The sequence below is a fragment of the Arthrobacter sp. TJ-238 genome, from assembly GCF_058269215.1.
The window spans coordinates 78,275-98,550 of the sequence record NZ_JBZCNH010000003.1 but is presented as its reverse complement, the minus strand read 5'-3'; the positions used below and the strand labels follow the sequence as shown (position 1 = coordinate 98,550).

The window sequence follows — 20,276 nt, the reverse complement described above, 5'->3', positions numbered from 1 at the left end:
AGCCTTCCAGGATTGACGATCACGCAACCGAGGGTCGGCTTGCGCCATCGCGAACAGCCGACGAAGAATGAAGTCGGCCTGAATCGGGAGCGGCTTCTCGCACCACAGGGTTCCGTCGTTGTCGAACACCGCCACGCGCTGCTCGACCGGCACATCCGACACCGCTCACTCGACGAACGCGACGATCGCCTGCCTCGCCGCGCCATCGTTCCAACTCGCCAGTGCATCGCTCATGCGGGCCACGCTAAAGTCGACCGCACGCTCACGCATCACCCATTGCGGATGACGAAACCCAGGAGGAGATCGCCCGGCGAGGCACCACCCCACCCGGACTCCACGCTGCAGGCATGACGGCAGGGAGGGAGAACTCGTGGAGGCATTGCTCGAGGTGGGAGGAAGGCTTGTCGGGTGGGCTGTGACGGTTCGGGGTTCGCCGGGGAGCTGGGATGCGGTGCAGTCGGATCAGGTCCGGGCGGGTGACGGCGCGGCCAGGTCTGCCTGCCACCATCGGACGGTCTCGCCGGCGGCCGTCACGAGGGGTGTCGGCGAGAGGCCGAGCAGCTGCTCCGATGCGGTGGAGTCCATGACGAACGGCCGGTCGAACTGGTAGGCCAGTTCCCCGATCTCGCGCATGGACGGCATCACGACGCCGAGTGCTCGGACGACCCCGCCTGATGTGCCGGTGAGCCTGGGGGCGCTGACACCGGCCGCTGCGGCGAAGGCCCTGACGAGGAGGCGCTGTGTCAGCGCCGGAAGGGTCGGGGCATGCAGCAGGCGGTCCGGTGTCCGCGGCAGGCCGGCCGCCGCGATCATGGCGGCGGCGAGATCGGGCACGTAGGTGAACGAGTGGGGGGCGTCAGGATCTCCGATCAGCCGGATCTGCGTGCCCTTCAGCACCGACGGGACCATCCGCTCCCCGGCGTGCGCCATGCGGACCCTGGGACCATAGAAGTCGGAGGCGACGACGGAGACGGTGTGCGTCACCGACGCCGCCCGGGCCGCGAGGAGCGACGCACGCACGCCGCGCTTGCCCGCTTCCGCGGCCCGCTCCGAAACCTCGGTCATCACCTCCTCGGGGCGGGTGTAGGAGTAGAGGCTCTCGGGGAAGACGACGACGGCGCCCTGCCGGCCGGCGGCCTCGAGGACCACCCCCTCGGCCGCGGGCAGCTCGCGTCTCCATGCCGCCGCGGAGTAGGCGCTGCCGTGGATGCAGTGGAACACGGCTGCGGCCCCGGTCACGGCGGCTGTGAGCGCTGCAGCATCCGACACGTCGACGCTCCGCTTCTCGATGAGCGGGTGTTCCGGGCCGCTTCCGCTCCTGGTGAGGATGCGCACGGCGTCCCCACGTTCGGCCAGCTGCTCGGCGAGAGTCCAGCCGACGGGTCCTGCTCCGGTGACGACATACAGGGTCATGATGTTGCCTTTCTGGGAGGGGTGATCCACAAGCAAGAGCAGTGCTCTCATGTTGAGGATGCACCGTTCTCGATCCACCGTCAAGAGCAGTGCTCTCTAATGTTGGTGATGCTCTCGAATTGATGCGAGAGTGAAGACATGCCAGGAACACCACGACAGCGCGCCCGTGAGCAGACACTCGACGACATCACCCGTATAGGCCGCCGCCACCTCGCCGAGGTCGGTGCCGCAGCGCTCTCCCTCCGGGCCGTCGCACGGGAACTCGGCGTCGTGTCCTCGGCGGTGTACCGGTACGTGGCGAACCGCGACGACCTCCTGACCCTCCTCGTGGTCGATGCCTACACGGAGCTCGGGGACGAGGTGGAGGCCGCTGTCGGAGCGGCCGGATCCGCCGGGGTCGACCGGTTCTCCGCCCTCGCCCACGCCTCCCGCGCCTGGGCGGTGCGGGAGCCGTCCCGCTGGGCGCTGCTCTACGGCAGTCCGGTGCCGGGGTACGCGGCCCCTGCGGAGCGCACGACGGCGCAGGGGACCCGCGTCATCACGCTCTTCGCGCATGTCATGGACGACGCCTGGCGGGCCGGGGAACTCGAGGGCGGCGACCGCACGGCGCCGGGCGCGCTCGCCGCGGACTACCAGGCCATCCGCGACCAGTTGTCGCTGTCGGTCCCGGACGGGGTGGTTGCAGCCACCGTGCAGGCGTGGTCGGCCCTGTTCGGCGCCATCTCCTTCGAGGTGTTCGGGCAGTACGGTGCTGATACCTTCACCGACCTGGACGCTCTCCACGACCACACGGTCGAGCGCCTCGCGGTGCAGCTGGGTTTCAGCGCCGGTACCGAAAGCGGCCGGGGTGCCCGCACGAGAGCCTGAACCGTTCGTGCTGCCGTAGCCACGGCTCGTGGCACGCAACCGCGCGCGCTGGGCACGAACCTCAGTAGGCTGGGAGAAACCGCAACCCAGGAGGACCACGTGGGCATCTCACCCGACGATGAAGTTGTCAGGATCTGCCAGGAACTGATCCGGATCGATACCTCGAACTTCGGGGACAGCGTGGGTCCGGGGGAGCGCCGGGCCGCCGAGTACACGGCGGGCCTGATCGAGGAGGTCGGGCTCTCCACGCAGCTCTTCGAGTCCGCCCCGGGCCGCACGTCCGTCGTCGCGCGCATGGAAGGCTCCGACCCGTCGCTGCCCGCACTCGTGGTCCACGGCCACCTCGACGTGGTGCCGGCGCAGAAGGAGGACTGGACGGTCGACCCGTTCGGCGGCGAGGAGAAGGACGGCCTGATCTGGGGCCGCGGGGCCGTCGACATGAAGGACATGGACGCCATGATCCTGTCCGTCCTGCGGTCGATGCAGCGGGACGGCGTCAAGCCGCAGCGCGACCTCATCTTCGGGTTCTTCGCCGACGAGGAGGCAGGCGGTGCGTACGGGGCGTCCTGGCTCGTCGACAACAAGCCGGAGGTGTTCGAGGGCGCCACGGAGGCCATCTCCGAGGTCGGCGGCTTCTCCGCGACCATCGGGGGCCAGCGGACGTATCTGCTGCAGACCGCGGAGAAGGGTATCTCCTGGCTGCGCCTCGTCGCCCACGGCCGCGCGGGCCACGGGTCGCAGATCAACACCGACAACGCCGTGACCGCGCTGGCCCGCGCCGTCACCCGGATCGGTGAGCACTCCTGGCCCATCGAGCTGACGCCCACCACGCGCCAGTTCCTCGACGGCGTCACCGAGCTCACCGGCGTCGAATTCGATCCGGACAACCCCGACATCATCCTCAAGGAACTGGGGACCGTGGCGCGCTTCGTCGGGGCGACCCTGCAGAACACCGCCAACCCGACCGTCCTGAAGGGCGGCTACAAGCACAACGTCATCCCCGGTACGGCCGAAGCGCTGATCGACGTGCGCACGCTGCCGGGTCAGCAGGACCAGGTCCTGGAGATCATCCGCGGGCTCGCCGGCGAGGGAGTGGACGTGAGCTACGAGCACAAGGACACCTCGCTCGAGGTGCCGTTCGCCGGCAACCTGGTCGACTCGATGATCGATGCCCTGCAGGCGGAGGACCCCGGGGCGAAGGTGCTGCCCTACACGCTCTCGGGCGGCACGGACAACAAGTCGCTGAGCCGCCTGGGCATCACCGGCTACGGCTTCGCGCCCCTGCAGCTGCCCGACGAGCTCGACTTCACGGGCATGTTCCACGGCGTCGACGAACGCGTGCCGACGGATTCCCTGCGCTTCGGCGCCAAGGTGCTCTCCCGACTGCTGACGACCTACTGAGCGGATGGGCATGACGGCGACGACGGATGCGGGCGGACTGCTGCCCGCGGACCTGCTGGAACGCTTCCGGGCACGCGCGGCCGGTTACGACGCGGCGAACACGTTTTTCGCGGAGGACTTCGCCGACCTCCGGGAGGCGGGCTACCTCCGCATCCTGGCGGACACGCGGCCGGGGGACGCAGGCGGCATGGCCGGCGCCGCGGCCGCCCAGCGCCGGCTCGCCGCGGCCGCTCCCGCGACGGCCCTCGGCATCAACATGCACCTGGTGTGGACGGCGGTCGCGGGCCTGCTCGGGGACCGCGGCGACGCGTCGCTGGAATCGGTTCTCGACGAGGCCGGGCGGGGCGAGGTGTTCGCCTTCGGTGTCTCGGAGCCCGGCAATGACGCCGTCCTGTTCGACTCGCTGACCCGCGTGGACCGTCTGCCCGACGGCGCGTACAGCTTCACCGGCACCAAGGTCTTCACGAGCCTGTCGCCGGTGTGGACCCGCCTCGGGATCTTCGGCAAGCTGGACGGACGCGACGGCGACGACGTGATCCTCCATGCCTTCGTGCCCCGCGGGACGCCCGGGGTGGAGATCGTCGAGGACTGGGATCCGCTCGGCATGCGCGCCACGCAGTCCCACACGACGCGGCTCTCCGGCGTCCGCGTGCCGGCCGATGCCGTGTTCCGGCGCGTCCCGGTGGGACCGAACGCCGACCTCCTGGTGTTCGGGATCTTCGCGGCGTTCGAGACCCTCATCGCCGCGGTGTACCTCGGGATCGCGGACCGGGCACTCGACCTCTCGGCGCAGGCGCTGAGCCGGCGGCGGAGCATGGTCGCCGATCGCCCGCTGTCCGACGATCCGGTCCTCCGGAGCACGCTCGCGGCCGCAGCGATGCAGCGCACCGCGGCCGAGGCGCAGCTTCGCGGCGTGGTGCAGGACCTGGACGCCAGGGTCGATGAAGGGCCGGCGTGGTTCTCCCGCCTCGTGACCCTGAAGACCCACGCGGTGGAGGCGGCGGTCGCTGCGACGAGGACTGCGCTACACGTGGGTGGCGGATCGGGTTTCTCGGCGTCGTCGGAAGCGGTGCGGCTGCACCGCGACGCCCTCGCCGGGCAGTTCCATCCCTCCACCGAGGAATCGGCCCGGGCCACGGTGGCCACGGCCCTCCTCGGGCCGCCCTCGGGCTGAGTCGGCCCACCCGCGTCCCGATGTGGAGGCGTCCTGCCGGTGCGGCGCTACGCCGTGCGTTCGACCCGGAGGACTTTGCGCCGCAGCCAGTACCGCCTGCCGCCGCCCATATAGATGCAGCTGCGCTCGAGTTCCCACTTGCCGTACTCGGCGTGCTCGGTGAGCAGTTTGCGGGCCGCGGGCAGGGGTTCGCCTGCGCTCACGGTGAGTACGAGGTACTCGTACTGCCGCCCGTAATCGCGCTCGCGGACGGCGGTGGCATTCAGAAAATGTTCTCGCATATCCCTCCAATTCTGATCACTTTACCGATAACGTCTAGGCCATGAGCATAGATCCGCGTGTCGCGCTCCAGTCCCTCGTGACGGCCCTCGAAGAGCACTTGGCGGCCGCGGCGTCACCGCGGGACGACAACGATCCCGCGGTGGAAGCGGCGTACCTCGGGATCGCGGATGCCTTCGAGGTCTACGAGGAAGCCCTCTACGACGCCTTCGGTGAGGTGACCCCGCTCGAGATCTACGAGGACACCGACGAGGAGGATTCCGATGAGGACTCCGACGAGGATCCTGATGACGAGGACTCCGATTACGCCTCCGATCTGGTCGATGCCGAAGTGGAGAACTGACCGGACCGGATTCGTCGCCGGGCGGAACGGCACCACGTTCCGGAGCAGGGGCGTCAGAGCAGGGCGGAGACCTCATCCAGGACTTCCGCGATGGGCTCGGCCACCGGGGCGCCGCTCGTCTGCAGGATCTCCTTGAGTTGCTGCGGGGTCCGCGCGCCCACGATCGCGGCGGCGACGCCGGGCCGGTGGAGGAGCCATCGCAGCGCGAGTTCGTGCGGCTGCAGGTCGAGGCCCCTCGACGCCGTGCACAGCGCCTCCGTGATGCGCTGCGGTTTCCCCGTGAGGTACGGCTCCACGTAGGGAGCCCACACATCGGACGCGCCACGGGACTCCGACGGGATCCTGCCGCGGTACTTGCCGGTGAGGACGCCCCGACCCAGCGGACCCCACGCCAGGATCGCAGCACCGACTGCCTCCGCGGCCGGCAGGACGTCGCGCTCGGCACCACGGCTGACGAGCGAGTACTCGACGTCGTTCACCAGCAGCGGGAACGACGCCGTCGCCGCCGCCCGAGCGAACTCCCAGCCCGCGTAGTTGGAGACGCCCACGTAGCGTGCGCGGCCGCTGGCGTAGGCGACGTCGAGCGCGCTCAGGGTCTCCTCCAGCGGAACGGACGCATCGGGGGAGGGCGAGAGCCACACGTCGACGTGGTCCGTGCCGAGCAGCGACAGGGATGCGTCGAGCGAGTCCAGCAGTCCCCGGCGTGAGCTGTCGAGGCGCCGGCTGCCCGAGCGCGTCGTGCCGCCCTGCACCACCAGCACGAGCTCCGAGCGCGCCACGGTGTCGCCGATGAAGCCGCCCAGCATCGCCTCGGCCTGGCCCTCGCCGTAGCGGGCCGCGGTCTCCACGAGCGTGCCCCCGGCGTCGGTGAAGAGGCGGAGCTGCTCGCGGGCGGCCTCCTCGCTGACTTCCTGCCCCCAGGTCATGGTGCCGAGTCCCAGCGCCGAGACGGTCAGGCCGCTCGCTCCCACGTTTCGCCGTTGCATGGAGCCAAGCCTAAAGCCTGAGCCCGGCCGGATGGCTTAGGGTCGTAAGGGTGCATTGGATAGAAGCAGTCGTCCTGGGGTTCGTCCAGGGTCTCACCGAATTCCTGCCCATCTCCTCGAGTGCGCACCTGCGCATCGTCGGCGAGCTCCTGCCGAACGCGCAGGACCCGGGCGCGGCGTTCACGGCGATCACCCAGCTGGGGACGGAGACCGCCGTCGTCGTCTTCTTCTGGCGGGACATCGTCCGGATCATCAGGGCCTGGTTCGGCGCCCTCGCGGGCAGGGTCCCGCGGAACCACCCGGATGTCCGCATGGGCTGGCTGGTCATCCTCGGCAGCGTGCCGATCGTGCTGCTCGGGCTCCTCTTCCAGGACCAGATCGAGAGCACGTTCCGCAGCATGTGGCTCGTGGCGACCATGCTGATCGTGTTCGGGCTGTTCCTCGCCGTCGCCGACCACGTCGGACGCCAGACACGCGACCTCCAGAGCCTCACATACCGGCACGGCATCCTGTACGGACTGGCGCAGGCACTGGCCCTCGTCCCGGGCGTGTCGCGCTCGGGCGGGACCATCACGGCCGGCCTGCTGATGGGCTACACCCGTGAGGCGGCGGCCCGCTACTCGTTCCTCCTCGCCATCCCCGCCGTGTTCGGCAGCGGTGTGTACCAGCTCGTGAAGAGCTACGACGAGGCCGGGCCGTACTCCCTGCCGGAGACGGCCCTGGCCACGGTGGTCGCGTTCCTCGTCGGCTTCGCGATCATCGGCTGGTTCCTCCGGTACGTCACGACCCGCGGCTACGGGCTCTTCGTCTGGTACCGCATCCTGCTCGGTCTCGCGCTCTACGTGCTGCTCGGACTCGGCGTCATCAGCGCCTGACGCCGGGCCGTAAGGTAGAACGTGTGATTGCGTGGAACTCGACTCCTGTCCCAGAACTCGATGGCACCCAGTCGGACATCACCCTGTTCGACACCGCCCGCCAGGAGCCGGCACTCCTTCCCAGACGTCCCGAGCAGAGCCTCTACGTCTGCGGCATCACCCCCTATGACGCGACCCATCTCGGCCATGCGGCCACCTACGTGGCCTTCGACCTGCTCAACAGGACCTGGCGTGATGCCGGGTCCACCGTGCACTACGTCCAGAACGTCACCGACGTCGACGACCCCCTCCTCGAACGTGCGACAGCCACCGGGGTGGACTGGCGCGACCTCGCCGCAGGCCAGATCGCCCTCTTCCGCGAGGACATGGAAGCCCTGAACGTGCTGCCGCCGGAGCAGTACGTCGGAGCGGTCGAGTCGATCGACTGGATCGTCCCCGTCGTCGAGGACCTCGTGGCACGCGGCCTGGCCTACTCCGTCCCCGGCATGGACGGCGAGCCCGACGGTGACGTCTACTTCTCCCTGGACGCCTGCGCCACCCTCGACGAGGCCGATGAGGCCCGCTGGTTCCTCGGCCAGGTCTCGCACCTGGACGGCGGCACGATGCTCGAGCTCTCGGCGGAGCGCGGCGGCGACCCGGCCCGCCCCGGGAAGCGCAACGCCCTCGATCCTCTCCTCTGGCGGGCCGCCCGCCAGGGCGAGCCCAGCTGGCCCGGCGGGTCGCTGGGCGACGGCCGGCCCGGCTGGCACATCGAGTGCTCGGTGATCGCCCAGCGCTTCCTCCCGTCCCCCTTCACCGTGCAGGGCGGCGGCTCCGACCTCGTGTTCCCCCACCACGAGATGAGCGCCTCCCACGCCTGGGCGGCCGCCGGCACCCCGCTCGCCCGGCACTACGCCCACGCAGGCATGGTGGGCTACGACGGCGGGAAGATGAGCAAGTCCCGCGGGAATCTCGTGCTCGTCTCCGTGCTGCGCCGCTCCGGCATCGACCCCGCGGCCATCCGTCTCGCCATCCTGGCGCACCACTACCGCGGGGACTGGGCATGGACCGACGGCGTCCTGGGCCGGGCCATCGACCGCCTCGCCACCTGGCGTGCGGCCGTCGGCGGGGCGACGCAGGACGACGTCGACGCCGTTCGCGAACAGATCCGGGCACACCTGGCGGCCGATCTCGACGCGCCGTCCGCCCTGGCCGCAGTGGACGCCCGGGCGGCGGAGATCCACCGGCGGGCCGCCCGCGGGGGGCCCGCGGAGGTCGCCGCCGACGGGGAAACGCGGCGCGGCCTGGCCGACGTCGTCGACGCCCTGCTCGGCGTCCGGCTCTAGCCGGACGGCTCCCCAGGGACGTCCGGGCGGGACCGTGTCCGGCCCGGACGGGTCGTCCCCGGGTGCCCGCCGCTCCAGGACTACTGGAGCACGACCCTCAGGACGCCGAACACCAGCGCGGCCACGCCGAAGATCGTCGCGATCCAGCCGAGGACGCGCCCGGCGCTGGAACGCTCGCCGAGGCGCTCGGCCTTGTTGGCCTGCATGATGGCGAGCGGCCCGAGGACGATGCCGAGGAAGAAGATCCCGACGATGCCCAGGACGAGGGACGCCGTCCTCGCCTTGCCCGCCTCCGGGGGAAGCGGTCCGGTACCGGACGGGTGCTCGTATGGCTGCTGTGACACGGGGGCCTCCGATCAGCCCGGCCGGCACGGATCCCGGCGCGGGGCGGGTGGATGCTGGCGCGGCGGTTCTTCCGCGCGCCCTGCCGCGACTCTACTCCGCTCCGCCGCTCGCGCCACCTGCATCCGGCGCGCCTGGCGGTTCGGACTCACTGCTCGCGGCGGCGCTTCTTCAGGTAGCGCTCGAACTCGCGGGCGATCGATTCGCCGCTCGCCTCCGGCAGGTCCACCGTGTCCTTCGCCTCCTCGAGCTGGCGCACGTAGGCGGCCACCTCCGGGTCCTCGGTGGCGAGCTCGTCGACGCCGCGTTCCCAGGCTTCCGACTCCTCCGTCAGGACGTGGGTGTCCACCGTGATCTGCAGGATCTCCTCCAGCTTGTTGAGCAGGGCGAGCTGCGCCTTCGGGGAGGGCGACTGCCCCACGTAGTGGGGGACGGCCGCCCAGAGCGACATCGTGGGGATGTCCGCGAGCAGCCCCATCTCCGCCAGGACGCCCACGATCCCGATCGGCCCCTCATAGGTGGAGGGTTCCACGTCCAGGCTCTCGCGCACGAGGTCGTCGTCCGAGGTCACGGTCACGGGGATGGGACGGGAATGCGGCACATCCGCGAGCAGGGCACCCACGAGGACGATGCAGTCCACGCTCAGCTCCTTGGCGAGCGCGACCAGTTCGGCAGTGTACGCACGCCACTTGTACGACGGCTCGACGCCGTTGACGAGGATCAGATCCACATTGGAATCAGGGACCACCGTCTTGCTGATGCGGGTGTTGGGCCACTTGATCCGGCGCTGGCCCGTGGAGTTGCGCTTGATCATGGGGCGCGTGAACTGGAAGTCGTAGAACTCGTCGGCGTCGATCGTCGAGATCCGCTCGCTGCCGAAGAACCGGCCCATGTACTTCAGCGCATCGCTGGCGGCCTCGCCGGCGTCGTTCCAGCCCTCGAACGCGGCGAGCAGGATCGTGGTCCGTCGCTCGGGTTCGCCGGCATCCTGGAAGATGTCCTGTATGCCGTTGGGCTGGTTCTCTTCGAAGCTGTCCACGCTCTCACCCTAAACCCCGGCGCGCGGGCATGTCAGGCAGGCTTCAGCCGCTACGCGCACAGCTGACGTACGGCCCTCCCGGGGCTCCACCGTAGACTTGAAGGTATGGCCTACCACCCCACCGGCACTGTCCGCACCCTGTCCCGCACGGACCCCGACGGCGACGGCCGGGCCCCCGGAGGGAACCTCCACGGGCTTCAGGGCGTGCTGTGGGACATGGACGGGACGATCGTCGACACGGAGCCATACTGGATCAGGGCCGAGAAGGACCTCGTCGAGTCGCACGGCGGGACGTGGACCACCGAGCAGGCCACGGCGCTCGTGGGCCAGGCGCTCGAGTACTCCGCAGGGCGCCTCCAGGAGGCAGGGGTGGCGCTGGGCATCCGCGCCATCATCGAGCACCTCACCGAGCGGGTGGCGGCGGACGTGCGCGCCGACGTCCCGTGGCGCCCCGGGGCCAGGGAACTCCTGGCCGCGCTCCGCGAGGAGGGCATCCCGTGTGCGATGGTGACCATGTCCGAGACCCTGCTCGCCACGGCCGTCGCCTCCCGACTCCCCGAGGGCACCTTCCAGCACCTCGTGACGGGCGACCGGGTGAGCGCCGGCAAGCCCGACCCCGAGGCCTACCAGCTCGGATTCGACCTGCTCGCCGCCGACCACCCGGGCCTGAGCAAGGACCGCGTGGTCGCCGTCGAGGACTCACTGCCGGGAGTGACGTCCGCGCTCGCCGCGGGGCTCGTCACGCTCGCGGTCCCGCACTTCGTCCCCCTGCCCCCCGATGACCGCCGCACCGACTGGGACACCCTGGCCGGCCGCACGGCGGCCGATCTCGCGGCGCTCCTGCCCCCCATGGCCGGGACCGACGCCGGGCACGACGCCGGGACGGACACCGGACGAGGCGACCTGCGCGAGGGGGGAGTGGCGGCGCATGAGTGACGCTGAGCAGCCGGTCCGGACCGAGCCGAGGCCCGGCCTGTCCCTCGGCCGGATCGCCGGTATCCCCGTCGTCCTGGCCTGGTCCTGGTTCATCATCACCCTCTTCATCGTGGTGGTGTTCGGACCCCGCGTCGCCGATGCCTTCCCCGGGATCGGGGCCGGCGCGTACGCCGTCGCCCTGGGCTACGCCCTGCTCCTCGCCGCCTCGGTGCTCCTCCACGAGCTCGCACACGCCCTCACGGCGCGCGCCTTTGGGTGGCCCACCACGCGCATCGTGCTCAACCTCTGGGGCGGCCACACGCAGTTCGCGAGCTTCAACGCCTCACCCGGGCGGTCGCTCCTCGTGGCCCTCGCCGGCCCGGCGGCCAACTTCGTCCTCGCGGCGATCGGCTGGGGTGCCCTGCAGGCCATGAATCCCGGGTCGGTCGCCTACCTGCTGATCACGATCCTCGTGTGGGCGAACCTCCTGGTCGCTCTCTTCAACGTGCTGCCGGGCCTTCCGCTCGACGGCGGCCGCCTCGTGGAGAGCGCGGTCTGGAAGGCCACCGGGAGCCAGGAGAAGGGGACGGTGGCGGCCGGCTGGGCCGGCCGTATCATCGTGATCCTCCTCCTCGGCGTCGTGGTCGGGATCCCGCTGGTCCGCGGGCTGCTGCCGGACCTCACGGTCATCGTGATCGCCGTCGTCATGGGCGCCTTCCTCTGGCTGGGCGCGTCGGCGGCCATCGAGAACGCGCGCATGCGCCTGCGCCTGCCTGCGATCAGCGCCGGACGGCTGCAGCAGCGCGCCATCGGGCTGCCCGCGGGCACGAGCATCGCCGCTGCCCGCCGCCTGCTGCGCGAGAACCCCGGTGCCGCCGTGGTCATCACCGCCGCCTCGGGAATTCCGGAGGCCGTCGTCGACGAAGCCGCGCTGCTCGCCGTCCCCGAGGAAGCCGCTGGCACGACGCCGGTCGACGCGGCTGCGCGGCGCCTCGCCGCAGGCGCCTACGTCCCCGAGTCGGCGGAGGGGCAGGAGCTCGTCCAGTTCCTCGCGCGGCTCGAGGGCAACGAGTACGCCGTCATCAACCGGCAGGGCGCCGTCACCGGACTCCTGCACCAGCGGACCGTCGTCCAGGCCATCACCGGAAAGGGCACCCCCGGTCCCTGACGGCAGCCCGGCACCCCCGAACCACAGACTCCACGCCCCGTTCCGACCTGCTTCCACCGTTCGCCCCCCCACCCGTTCGCCCCACCGCCTGTTCACGCCGGTTCCGCCGGCCCCTGCCGAAGGACCTCCATGAGCACCGTCCCCACGTCACCCGCCCCCGAGACCCCTTCCACACCGCACGGAGCGGCGGCCCGGCGTGGCCCGTTCCGGGCGGGGGAGCGGGTGCAGCTGACCGACGAGAAGGGGCGGATGAACACGATCACCCTGACGCCCGGCGGCGCGTTCCACACGCACAAGGGATTCCTGCAGCACGACACCCTCATCGGCGCCACCGAAGGCACCATCCTGGAGAACACCACCGGGCAGCTCTACCAGGCGTTGCGGCCCCTCCTGTCCGACTTCGTGCTGTCCATGCCGCGCGGCGCGGCCGTGGTGTACCCGAAGGACGCCGGACAGATCGTGACCATGGCCGACATCTACCCCGGCGCGCGCGTCGTCGAAGCCGGCGTCGGCTCCGGCGCCCTCTCCATCTCGCTCCTGCGGGCCGTCGGCGACGCCGGCTCCCTCCATTCGTTCGAGCGTCGTGAGGAGTTCGCGGACATCGCCCGCGGCAACGTGGAGACGATCTTCGGCGGACCCCACCCGGCCTGGCAGATCACGCTCGGCGATTTCCAGGAGCAGGTGCTGGAGCACGAGGAAGCGGGCACCGTGGACCGGGTGGTGCTCGACATGCTGGCCCCGTGGGAGTGCCTGGACGCCGTCGCCACGGTCCTCGCCCCCGGCGGCGTGTGGATCAGCTATGTGGCCACCGTCACGCAGCTGTCCCGGACGGCCGAAGCCATCCGTGCGGACGGCCGCTTCACCGAACCCGAGGGGTGGGAGTCCATGGTGCGCGGCTGGCACCTCGAGGGCCTCGCCGTCCGCCCCGACCACCGCATGGTCGCGCACACGGGGTTTCTCATCACCACGCGCAGACTCGCCCCCGGCGCCACGGGCTTCACCCCGAAGCGCAGGCCCTCGAAGACCGGGTTCAGCGAGGAGGACCTCAATGCCTGGACGCCCCAGGCCGTGGGGGAGCGCGACGTCTCCGACAAGCGCCTCCGCCGGGTGGCCCGCGACGCGGCATCCACCATCCAGCGCGGGTCCCTGCCCCCGGAGGAGGCCCAGGCCCGGCGCGACGCGATCGCCGACGGCGGTTCCGTCGAGTAGGCGCGGGCAGGTCGCGGGGGCGCCGCGGACAACGGGTCGGTCTCACCGCGTGCGCCCCACGCCGATGCAGTCCTTGATGCAGTATCGACAGCGGGAACGACAGCGGGATCGACTGCGGGTCGACTGCGGGATGACATTGCATCGGAAGACTCCGGACGGAACTCGGCAGACCGGGGGCCCGGCTCTGCGCTAAGGTCGAAAGACAGCCGAACGTCGATCACGAGGTGGCGAACCAGAATGCCGGAATCAGACGACTACGCTCCTGCCGCCGACCAGGGCGGCCTCAACCCGCCTGCCGCCGAACCCCCCGCCGACCACTCGATCACCCAGCGCCAGCTGAACGTGCTGCGGGACAAGCTCCGCCATATCGACCGGCAGCTCGCATCGGCCACGCAGAACAACGCCAAGCTGGTCTCCGCGCTCGAGTCCGCCCGCACGGAGATCGTCCGGCTGAAGGCGGCCCTCGAAAAGGAGGGCGCCGCCCCGTTCAGCTTCGCCACCGTGATGCAGGTGAACCCGAAGCGCCCGTCCGAGCCCGGGACCACCACCGAGGCGACCGTGCAGGATACGGCCGACATCCTGCAGTCGGGGCGCAAGCTCCGCGTCACCGTCAGCCCTCTCATCAACGTCCGCCAGCTCGCTCCCGGCCAGGAGGTGCTGCTCAACGAGTCGCTCACCATCGTCGCCGCGCTCGGCTTCGAGCGGGCCGGGGAGATCGTCACCGTCAAGGAGCTCCTCGGCGCGGACCGCGCGCTCGTGGTGGGCCGCACCGACGACGAGCGCGTCATCAGGCTCAGCGGGCCGCTGCGCGCGGAGAAGATCCGGGTGGGCGACGCCCTCGCCGTCGACACGAAGTCCGGATACGGTCTCGAGAAGGTCCCCCGCAGCGAGGTGGAGAACCTCGTGCTCGAGGAAGTGCCCGACATCGCGTACGGCGACATCGGTGGGCTCGGCCCGCAGATCGAGCAGATCCGCGACGCCGTCGAGCTGCCCTTCCTGCACCCCGACCTCTACCGCGAGCACGGGCTCAAGCCGCCCAAGGGGATCCTGCTCTACGGTCCGCCCGGCTGCGGCAAGACGCTGATCGCCAAGGCCGTGGCCAACTCGCTCGCGGCGCGGGCCGCCGAGCGCGCCGGCGTCGAGCAGATCCGCAGCTACTTCCTCAACATCAAGGGACCGGAGCTGCTGGACAAGTACGTGGGCGAGACGGAACGCCACATCCGGCTCATCTTCGCCCGGGCGCGCGAGAAGGCCTCCGACGGCAGCCCTGTCGTCGTGTTCTTCGACGAGATGGACTCGCTCTTCCGCACTCGTGGCACCGGGGTGTCCTCCGACGTGGAGACCACCATCGTGCCGCAGCTGCTGAGCGAGATCGACGGCGTCGAGAAGCTCGAGAACGTGATCGTCATCGGTGCCTCCAACCGTGAGGACATGATTGACCCGGCCATCCTGCGCCCGGGCCGGCTGGACGTGAAGATCAAGATCCAGCGGCCCGACGCGGAGGGCGCTGCGGAGATCTTCGCGAAGTACGTCACCGCCGACCTCCCGCTGCACGCCGACGACCTCGCCGAGAACGGCAACGATCCGCGGAGCACCATCGCCGAAATGATCCGCCGCACGGTGGAGCAGATGTACTCGACGGACAAGTCCAACGAGTACCTCGAGGTGACCTACGCCAACGGCGACACCGAGATGCTGTACTTCAAGGACTTCAACTCCGGGGCCGTCATCCAGAACGTGGTGGACCGCGCCAAGAAGTACGCCATCAAGGACCTCCTCCTCGACGGCAGCCGGGGCCTGCGCATCGAGCACCTCATGCGGGCCGTGGTGGACGAGTTCCGCGAGCACGAGGACATGCCGAACACCACGAACCCCGACGACTGGGCGCGCATCTCCGGCAAGAAGGGCGAGCGCATCACGTACATCCGCACGATCGTGCAGGGCAAGGCGGGGCAGGAACCGGGCAAGGCCATCGAGACGACGGCGAATACCGGCCAATACCTGTGATCGGAACCGGGGGACGACGCACCGCTTCGGGGGCCGCGCTGCCCGCCGTCGGTGAGGGGATCTCCGTGCACCGCGTCATGGGGACGGAGACGGAGTACGGCATCATCGCGCCGGCCCTGCCGTCGGCGAACCCGACGTTGCTGTCCTCCCAAGTGGTCAACGCCTACGCAGCCACCCTGCGCGAAGGACTCGGCAACCTCGCGGGCACGCGGTGGGACTACACGGACGAGACGCCGCTGACGGACGCCCGGGGCTTCCGGATGGACCGCGAGAGCGCACACCCGAGCCAGCTCACCGACGAACCGCCCGAGCTCAGCGCCGAGCAGATCGCGCTCGAACGCGGGGAACCCACCGAGACCGCCGTCCTCATGAACCTCGTCCTCAACAACGGGGCGCGGCTCTACGTCGACCACGCGCACCCAGAGTACTCGTCGCCCGAGGTGACCAATCCCCTCGACGCCGTCCTCTGGGACCGGGCGGGCGATCACGTCGCCGTCACTGCCATGCAGCGGATCAGCGCGATGCCCGGCTTCTCACCCGTGATCCTCTACAAGAACAACACGGACAACAAGAGCGTCTCCTACGGATCCCACGAGAACTACCTCGTGCCCCGCACGGTCCCGTTCTCCAAGCTCGCCGAGGCACTGATCCCGTTCTTCGTCTCCCGCCAGGTGATCTGCGGTGCGGGACGCGTGGGCCTCGGACCGCTGAACCAGGAGCCGGGGTTCCAGATCAGCCAGCGCGCCGACTTCTTCGAGAACGAGATCGGCCTCGAGACCACGGTCCGGCGGCCCATCATCAACACCCGCGACGAACCGCACGCGGTCGCCGAGAAGTACCGGCGGCTGCACGTGATCATCGGCGACGCGAACCTCAACGAGGTGTCCAACTACCTGAAGGTGGGCACCACCGCCCTCGTCCTCTCCCTCGTCGAGCAGGGCGTCGCGCCGGTGCCCGTGCTCGAGGACCCGGTCGGGGCGCTGCACGCCATCAGCCACGACCCCTCGCTGCGGACCACGGTGCGCCTCACCGACGGGCGGAGCGTGACGGGGCTCGACCTGCAGGACCTGTACTGCGAAGCCGTGCTCGCAGCCCTTCCGGCGGACGCCGACGAGCAGACGCGTGACGTCGTCGACCGCTGGCAGGCGCTCCTCGCGACGCTGCGCCGCGACCCCTCGGACGCCGCCCGGCAGGTGGACTGGATCTCGAAGCTGAAGGTGCTGGAGGCGTACCGCGCACGCGACGGGCTCGCCTGGACGGACCCCCGCCTGGCGCTGATCGACCTGCAGTACGCCGACCTGCGGCCCGAGAAGGGCATCTACCAGCGGCTCGCACGCAGGAACGACGTCGACCTGCTCGTGCCGCCCGCCGAGGTGGCCCGGGCTGCCGTCCACCCGCCGAGGGACACCCGCGCGTACTTCCGGGGCCGCTGCATCGCGGAGTACCCCGCGGAGGTGGTCGGTGCGAGCTGGGACTCGCTGATCTTCGAGCTCGCGGGGGAGCGGCGGCTGCAGCGCGTCCAGACCCGCGAGCCACTCCGGGGAACGGCGGCCCTGACCGAGGAGTTGTTCGAGGTAGCAGCGGACGCCGAGGATTTCCTCGCCCGATTGTTGAGCGGGCCTGATCGGCGCGTGGCACCATAGGATTGCGATCCCACAACGGATCACGGACACGGGAGGGGAGCCATCATGGCGACGCAGGACCGCAGGAACACCAGCGGATCGGCAACGGAGGCGGAGGAGGAGACACCTGATCCCACCCCCGCCGCCCCGGAAGCCCAGGGCTCCGCGCAGACGCAGGGCGTGGACGACCTCCTCGACGAGATCGACGGCGTGCTGGAGTCCAACGCCGAGGAGTTCGTCCGTGGATTCGTCCAGAAGGGCGGCCAGTAGCGGATGCTCCCGGACGATGCAGCAGCAGCGGTTCCCCGAGCCGCCTCGACCTCCTTCGCCGACTACCTCGACGTGCACCACCCCGGACTGCTGCCGTCCAACCGCACGCTCGGGTCCGTGAGCCCCTCCGCCGACGCAGGCCACCTCGCCCCCCACGCCACGACGATCGTCTCCCTGACCTTCCCCGGCGGCGTCCTGATGGCGGGGGACCGCCGTGCCACCATGGGCAACGTCATCGCGAGCCGCCACATCGAGAAGGTCTTCCCGGCCGACCGCTCCTCGGTGCTCGGGATCGCGGGGAGCGCCGGCATCGGGCTGGACCTGACCCGGCTCTTCCAGGTGGAGCTCGAGCACTATGAGAAGATCGAGGCCACGATGATGAGCCTCGACGGCAAGGCCAACCGCCTCGCGGCGATGGTCCGGCAGAACCTCCCCATGGCGATGCAGGGCCTCGCCGTCGTGCCGCTCTTCGCCGGGTTCGACGCCGACCGCCACGTCGGGCGGCTGTTCTCCTTCGACGCGACCGGCGGACGGTACGAGGAGCAGGAGCACCACTCGGTGGGCTCCGGGTCCGTGTTCGCCCGCGGGTCGCTCAAGAAGCTGTGGAACCCGCGCCTGGACGAGGCGTCCGCGGTGCGCGTGGCCGTGGAGGCCCTCTATGACGCGGCCGACGACGACTCCGCGACGGGAGGCCCCGACGCCGTGCGTTCGCTGTGGCCCGTGGTCTACGTGGTGGACGCGGCCGGCGCACGGCGCGTCCCCGAACGTGATCTCGAGGCCGTGGCGCACGCCATCATCGACGCCCGCTCCGCCGCGGGCCGGGAGGCCTAGGCCATGACACAGCAGTTCTACGTCTCCCCGGAACAGCTCATGAAGGACCGCGCGGACTTCGCGCGGAAAGGCATCGGCCGCGGCCGGTCGGTCGTGGTCATGAGCTGCCGCGACGGGATCGCCCTCGTGGCGGAGAACCCCTCGCCCTCGCTGCACAAGCTGGGCGAGATCTACGACCGCATCGCGTTCGCCGCCGTGGGGAAGTACAACGAGTTCGAGAGCCTCCGGCAGGCCGGCGTGCGCTACGCCGACGTCCGCGGCTACTCCTACGCCCGGGAGGACGTGACGGCCCGCGGTCTCGCGAGCGTCTACGCGCAGAGCCTCGGCGCCGTCTTCACCGCGGAGAGCAAACCCTTCGAGGTGGAACTCGTGGTCGCCGAGGTGGGCCGCAGCCAGGACGCCGACCACCTGTACCGGCTCACCTTCGATGGCTCGATCGCGGACGAATCCGGGTTCGTGGTCATGGGCGGCGCGGCCGACGTCGTCGTCGACGCCCTGCAGGGCACCTGGTCCGCGGAACTCGCCCTCCCCGAGGGCGTCCGGGCCGCCGCGCGCGCCCTGCGGAACGGCGGGACCGCCGGCACGACCGCCGGCACGACCGCCGGCACGACCGCCGGCACAACCGTGGAGGGTGACCGGCCCGGCGCCGCACTCGACCCGTCGGTCCTCGAAGTCGCCTTCCTCGAACGCGATCCCGACACCCTGCGCGGCAGCCGCCGCGCATTCCGCCGCATCGGCGGACCCGAACTCGAGAACCTTTTGCAGCACGGACAGGACACCTGATGGACCGGCGCATCTTCGGAGTCGAGACCGAGTTCGGCATCTCCTACTCGGGCCCCAACTCGCGCCCGCTCTCGCCGGAGGAGGTGGCCCGGTACCTGTTCCGCAAGGTGGTCAGCTGGGGGCGTTCCTCCAACGTGTTCCTGACGAACGGCTCGCGCCTGTACCTCGACGTCGGCTCCCACCCCGAGTACGCCACCGCGGAATGCGACGACCTCGCCCAGCTCGTCGCCCACGACCGCGCGGGTGAGCTGATCCTCGAGGACCTCGTGTCCGAGGCGCAGCGCAAGCTGGCCCAGGAGGGCTACGACGGCAAGATCTACCTCTTCAAGAACAACACCGACTCCGCGGGCAACTCCTACGGCAGCCACGAGAACTACCTCATCCCGCGCAAACTCGAGTTCGCCCGGCTCGCCGACATCCTCATCCCGTTCCTCGTGACCCGGCAGCTCCTCGTCGGGGCCGGCAAGGTCCTGAAGACGCAGACCGGCTCCATCTACGCCTTCTCGCAGCGCGCCGACCATCTGTGGGAGGGCATCTCCTCGGCCACCACCCGGTCCCGCCCCATCATCAACACGCGCGACGAACCGCACGCCGACGCCGAGCACTACCGCCGGCTGCACGTGATCGCAGGCGACTCCAACATGTCCGAGACCACGATGGTGCTGAAGATCGGCTCCGTCGACCTGCTGCTGCGCATGGTCGAGGCGGGCGAGGTGATGCGGGACTTCCGGTTGGAGAACCCCATCCGCAGCATCCGCGAGATCTCGCACGACCTCACGGGCCGGCAGGTGCTCAAGCTCGCGAACGGCCGGCACATGACGGCGCTCGAGATGCAGCGCGAGTACCTCGCGCGTGTGACGGCGTTCGTCGGCCGGCACGGTGCGCACAACGACCACGTGCCCGCGATCCTCGACCTGTGGGAGCGGGTGCTCGACGCCGTCGAGACCGGCGACACCTCGGGCATCGACACGGAGGTGGACTGGGCCATCAAGAAGAAGCTGATCGACCGCTACCTCGCCCGCTCCGGCGGCGACCTCGATTCCGCCCGGGCGGCCCAGCTCGACCTGACCTACCACGACATCTCCCGTTCGCGCGGACTCTTCTTCCTGCTTCAGGCCCGGGGGGAGGCTGCACGCGTCGTCGACGACACCGCGGTGAAGGAGGCCGTCGACGTACCTCCGCAGACCACGCGCGCACGGCTGCGCGGGGAGTTCGTCCGCCGGGCCAAGGAGGCGAACCGCGACTACACCGTCGATTGGGTGCACCTCAAGCTCAACGACCGCGCCCAGCAGACCATCCTCTGCAAGGACCCCTTCGCCTCGGTCGACGAACGCGTCGAGGCCCTGCTCCAGCAGCTCTGACACAGCTCGGACCTGACCCTGGCGCGGCAGGACGCCGCGTCATCCGGTGCTACCCCGTGTGTCCCG

At 70.3% G+C, this 20,276-nt stretch carries 21 protein-coding genes; 16 read left to right on the top strand and 5 right to left on the bottom strand.

The annotated features are described in order from the left end of the window. Window positions 1–12 precede the first annotated feature (12 nt). Window positions 13–351 carry a hypothetical protein gene (locus tag AC4D2O_RS06570; protein WP_490906009.1) on the top strand — a complete coding sequence of 113 codons (339 nt, stop codon included), beginning with the start codon at window positions 13–15 and terminating at the stop codon, window positions 349–351. Between the two features lie 111 nt (window positions 352–462). On the opposite strand, the gene AC4D2O_RS06565 is transcribed toward AC4D2O_RS06570, so the two are convergent. After that, the gene (locus AC4D2O_RS06565) at window positions 463–1,413 is read right to left on the bottom strand and encodes an NAD-dependent epimerase/dehydratase family protein (RefSeq protein WP_490906008.1); all 951 of its coding nucleotides are present in this window, start codon (window positions 1,411–1,413) and stop codon (window positions 463–465) included. Window positions 1,414–1,551: 138 nt separating this feature from the next. Here AC4D2O_RS06565 and AC4D2O_RS06560 point away from each other — a divergent pair, with 138 nt between their 5' ends. From AC4D2O_RS06560 to AC4D2O_RS06550, 3 genes are all read left to right on the top strand, one after another. Beyond that, entirely contained in the window at window positions 1,552–2,280 is a 729-nt protein-coding gene (locus AC4D2O_RS06560) for a TetR/AcrR family transcriptional regulator (RefSeq protein WP_490906007.1), read from the top strand. Window positions 2,281–2,379: 99 nt separating this feature from the next. Then, entirely contained in the window at window positions 2,380–3,681 is a 1,302-nt protein-coding gene (locus tag AC4D2O_RS06555) for a M20/M25/M40 family metallo-hydrolase (protein ID WP_490906006.1), read from the top strand. A 10-nt stretch (window positions 3,682–3,691) separates the two neighbouring features. Beyond that, a complete protein-coding gene (locus AC4D2O_RS06550; RefSeq protein WP_490906005.1) occupies window positions 3,692–4,855 on the top strand; it encodes an acyl-CoA dehydrogenase family protein in 1,164 nt (387 codons plus the stop codon). A 47-nt stretch (window positions 4,856–4,902) separates the two neighbouring features. Here the strand turns inward: AC4D2O_RS06550 and AC4D2O_RS06545 are convergent, their stop codons facing one another. Further along, a complete protein-coding gene (locus AC4D2O_RS06545) occupies window positions 4,903–5,136 on the bottom strand; it encodes a DUF5703 family protein (protein WP_104051116.1) in 234 nt (77 codons plus the stop codon). Window positions 5,137–5,177: 41 nt separating this feature from the next. On the opposite strand from AC4D2O_RS06545, the gene AC4D2O_RS06540 reads away from it, so the two are divergent. After that, the gene (locus AC4D2O_RS06540) at window positions 5,178–5,477 is read left to right on the top strand and encodes a hypothetical protein (RefSeq protein ID WP_490906004.1); all 300 of its coding nucleotides are present in this window, start codon (window positions 5,178–5,180) and stop codon (window positions 5,475–5,477) included. A gap of 53 nt (window positions 5,478–5,530) precedes the next feature. Here AC4D2O_RS06540 and AC4D2O_RS06535 read toward each other — a convergent pair whose 3' ends face one another. Further along, window positions 5,531–6,463: an aldo/keto reductase gene (locus tag AC4D2O_RS06535; RefSeq protein ID WP_490906003.1), complete on the bottom strand. Its 933-nt coding sequence runs from the start codon at window positions 6,461–6,463 to the stop codon at window positions 5,531–5,533. 50 nt (window positions 6,464–6,513) lie between these two features. Between AC4D2O_RS06535 and AC4D2O_RS06530 the strand changes: the two genes are divergently transcribed. Both AC4D2O_RS06530 and mshC read left to right on the top strand, forming a co-directional pair. Next, on the top strand, window positions 6,514–7,338 hold the full coding sequence (locus AC4D2O_RS06530) for an undecaprenyl-diphosphate phosphatase (protein ID WP_490906002.1): 825 nt from the start codon (window positions 6,514–6,516) through the stop codon (window positions 7,336–7,338). A gap of 23 nt (window positions 7,339–7,361) precedes the next feature. Continuing rightward, window positions 7,362–8,663, top strand: coding sequence for a cysteine--1-D-myo-inosityl 2-amino-2-deoxy-alpha-D-glucopyranoside ligase (mshC, locus tag AC4D2O_RS06525; protein WP_490906001.1), 1,302 nt, complete (start codon window positions 7,362–7,364; stop codon window positions 8,661–8,663). A gap of 80 nt (window positions 8,664–8,743) precedes the next feature. Here the strand turns inward: mshC and AC4D2O_RS06520 are convergent, their stop codons facing one another. Together AC4D2O_RS06520 and AC4D2O_RS06515 are read right to left on the bottom strand one after the other, a co-directional pair. After that, window positions 8,744–9,007, bottom strand: a complete 264-nt coding sequence (locus tag AC4D2O_RS06520) for a hypothetical protein (protein ID WP_490906000.1) — start codon at window positions 9,005–9,007, stop codon at window positions 8,744–8,746. Window positions 9,008–9,153: 146 nt separating this feature from the next. Continuing rightward, window positions 9,154–10,044: a PAC2 family protein gene (locus tag AC4D2O_RS06515; RefSeq protein ID WP_490905999.1), complete on the bottom strand. Its 891-nt coding sequence runs from the start codon at window positions 10,042–10,044 to the stop codon at window positions 9,154–9,156. 105 nt (window positions 10,045–10,149) lie between these two features. Between AC4D2O_RS06515 and AC4D2O_RS06510 the strand changes: the two genes are divergently transcribed. From AC4D2O_RS06510 to pafA, 9 genes are all read left to right on the top strand, one after another. Continuing rightward, the gene (locus tag AC4D2O_RS06510; protein ID WP_490905998.1) at window positions 10,150–10,980 is read left to right on the top strand and encodes an HAD family hydrolase; all 831 of its coding nucleotides are present in this window, start codon (window positions 10,150–10,152) and stop codon (window positions 10,978–10,980) included. Beyond that, a complete protein-coding gene (locus AC4D2O_RS06505; protein WP_490905997.1) occupies window positions 10,973–12,127 on the top strand; it encodes a site-2 protease family protein in 1,155 nt (384 codons plus the stop codon). Before AC4D2O_RS06510 ends, AC4D2O_RS06505 begins: the two co-directional genes overlap by 8 nt. 129 nt (window positions 12,128–12,256) lie before the next feature. After that, the gene (locus AC4D2O_RS06500; protein WP_490905996.1) at window positions 12,257–13,336 is read left to right on the top strand and encodes a tRNA (adenine-N1)-methyltransferase; all 1,080 of its coding nucleotides are present in this window, start codon (window positions 12,257–12,259) and stop codon (window positions 13,334–13,336) included. A 237-nt stretch (window positions 13,337–13,573) separates the two neighbouring features. Continuing rightward, window positions 13,574–15,343 (top strand): proteasome ATPase, encoded by a 1,770-nt coding sequence (gene arc, locus AC4D2O_RS06495; RefSeq protein ID WP_490905995.1) that lies wholly within the window; start codon window positions 13,574–13,576, stop codon window positions 15,341–15,343. 77 nt (window positions 15,344–15,420) lie between these two features. After that, entirely contained in the window at window positions 15,421–16,986 is a 1,566-nt protein-coding gene (gene dop, locus AC4D2O_RS06490; protein ID WP_490906488.1) for a depupylase/deamidase Dop, read from the top strand. A gap of 45 nt (window positions 16,987–17,031) precedes the next feature. Beyond that, entirely contained in the window at window positions 17,032–17,235 is a 204-nt protein-coding gene (locus AC4D2O_RS06485; RefSeq protein WP_490905994.1) for a ubiquitin-like protein Pup, read from the top strand. A 3-nt stretch (window positions 17,236–17,238) separates the two neighbouring features. Next, window positions 17,239–18,066, top strand: a complete 828-nt coding sequence (gene prcB / locus AC4D2O_RS06480; RefSeq protein WP_490905993.1) for a proteasome subunit beta — start codon at window positions 17,239–17,241, stop codon at window positions 18,064–18,066. Between the two features lie 3 nt (window positions 18,067–18,069). Beyond that, the gene (gene prcA, locus AC4D2O_RS06475) at window positions 18,070–18,849 is read left to right on the top strand and encodes a proteasome subunit alpha (RefSeq protein ID WP_490905992.1); all 780 of its coding nucleotides are present in this window, start codon (window positions 18,070–18,072) and stop codon (window positions 18,847–18,849) included. Further along, window positions 18,849–20,210 (top strand): Pup--protein ligase, encoded by a 1,362-nt coding sequence (gene pafA, locus AC4D2O_RS06470; protein WP_490905991.1) that lies wholly within the window; start codon window positions 18,849–18,851, stop codon window positions 20,208–20,210. The genes prcA and pafA overlap by 1 nt, the downstream gene beginning before the upstream one ends. The last annotated feature ends 66 nt before the right edge of the window (window positions 20,211–20,276 follow it).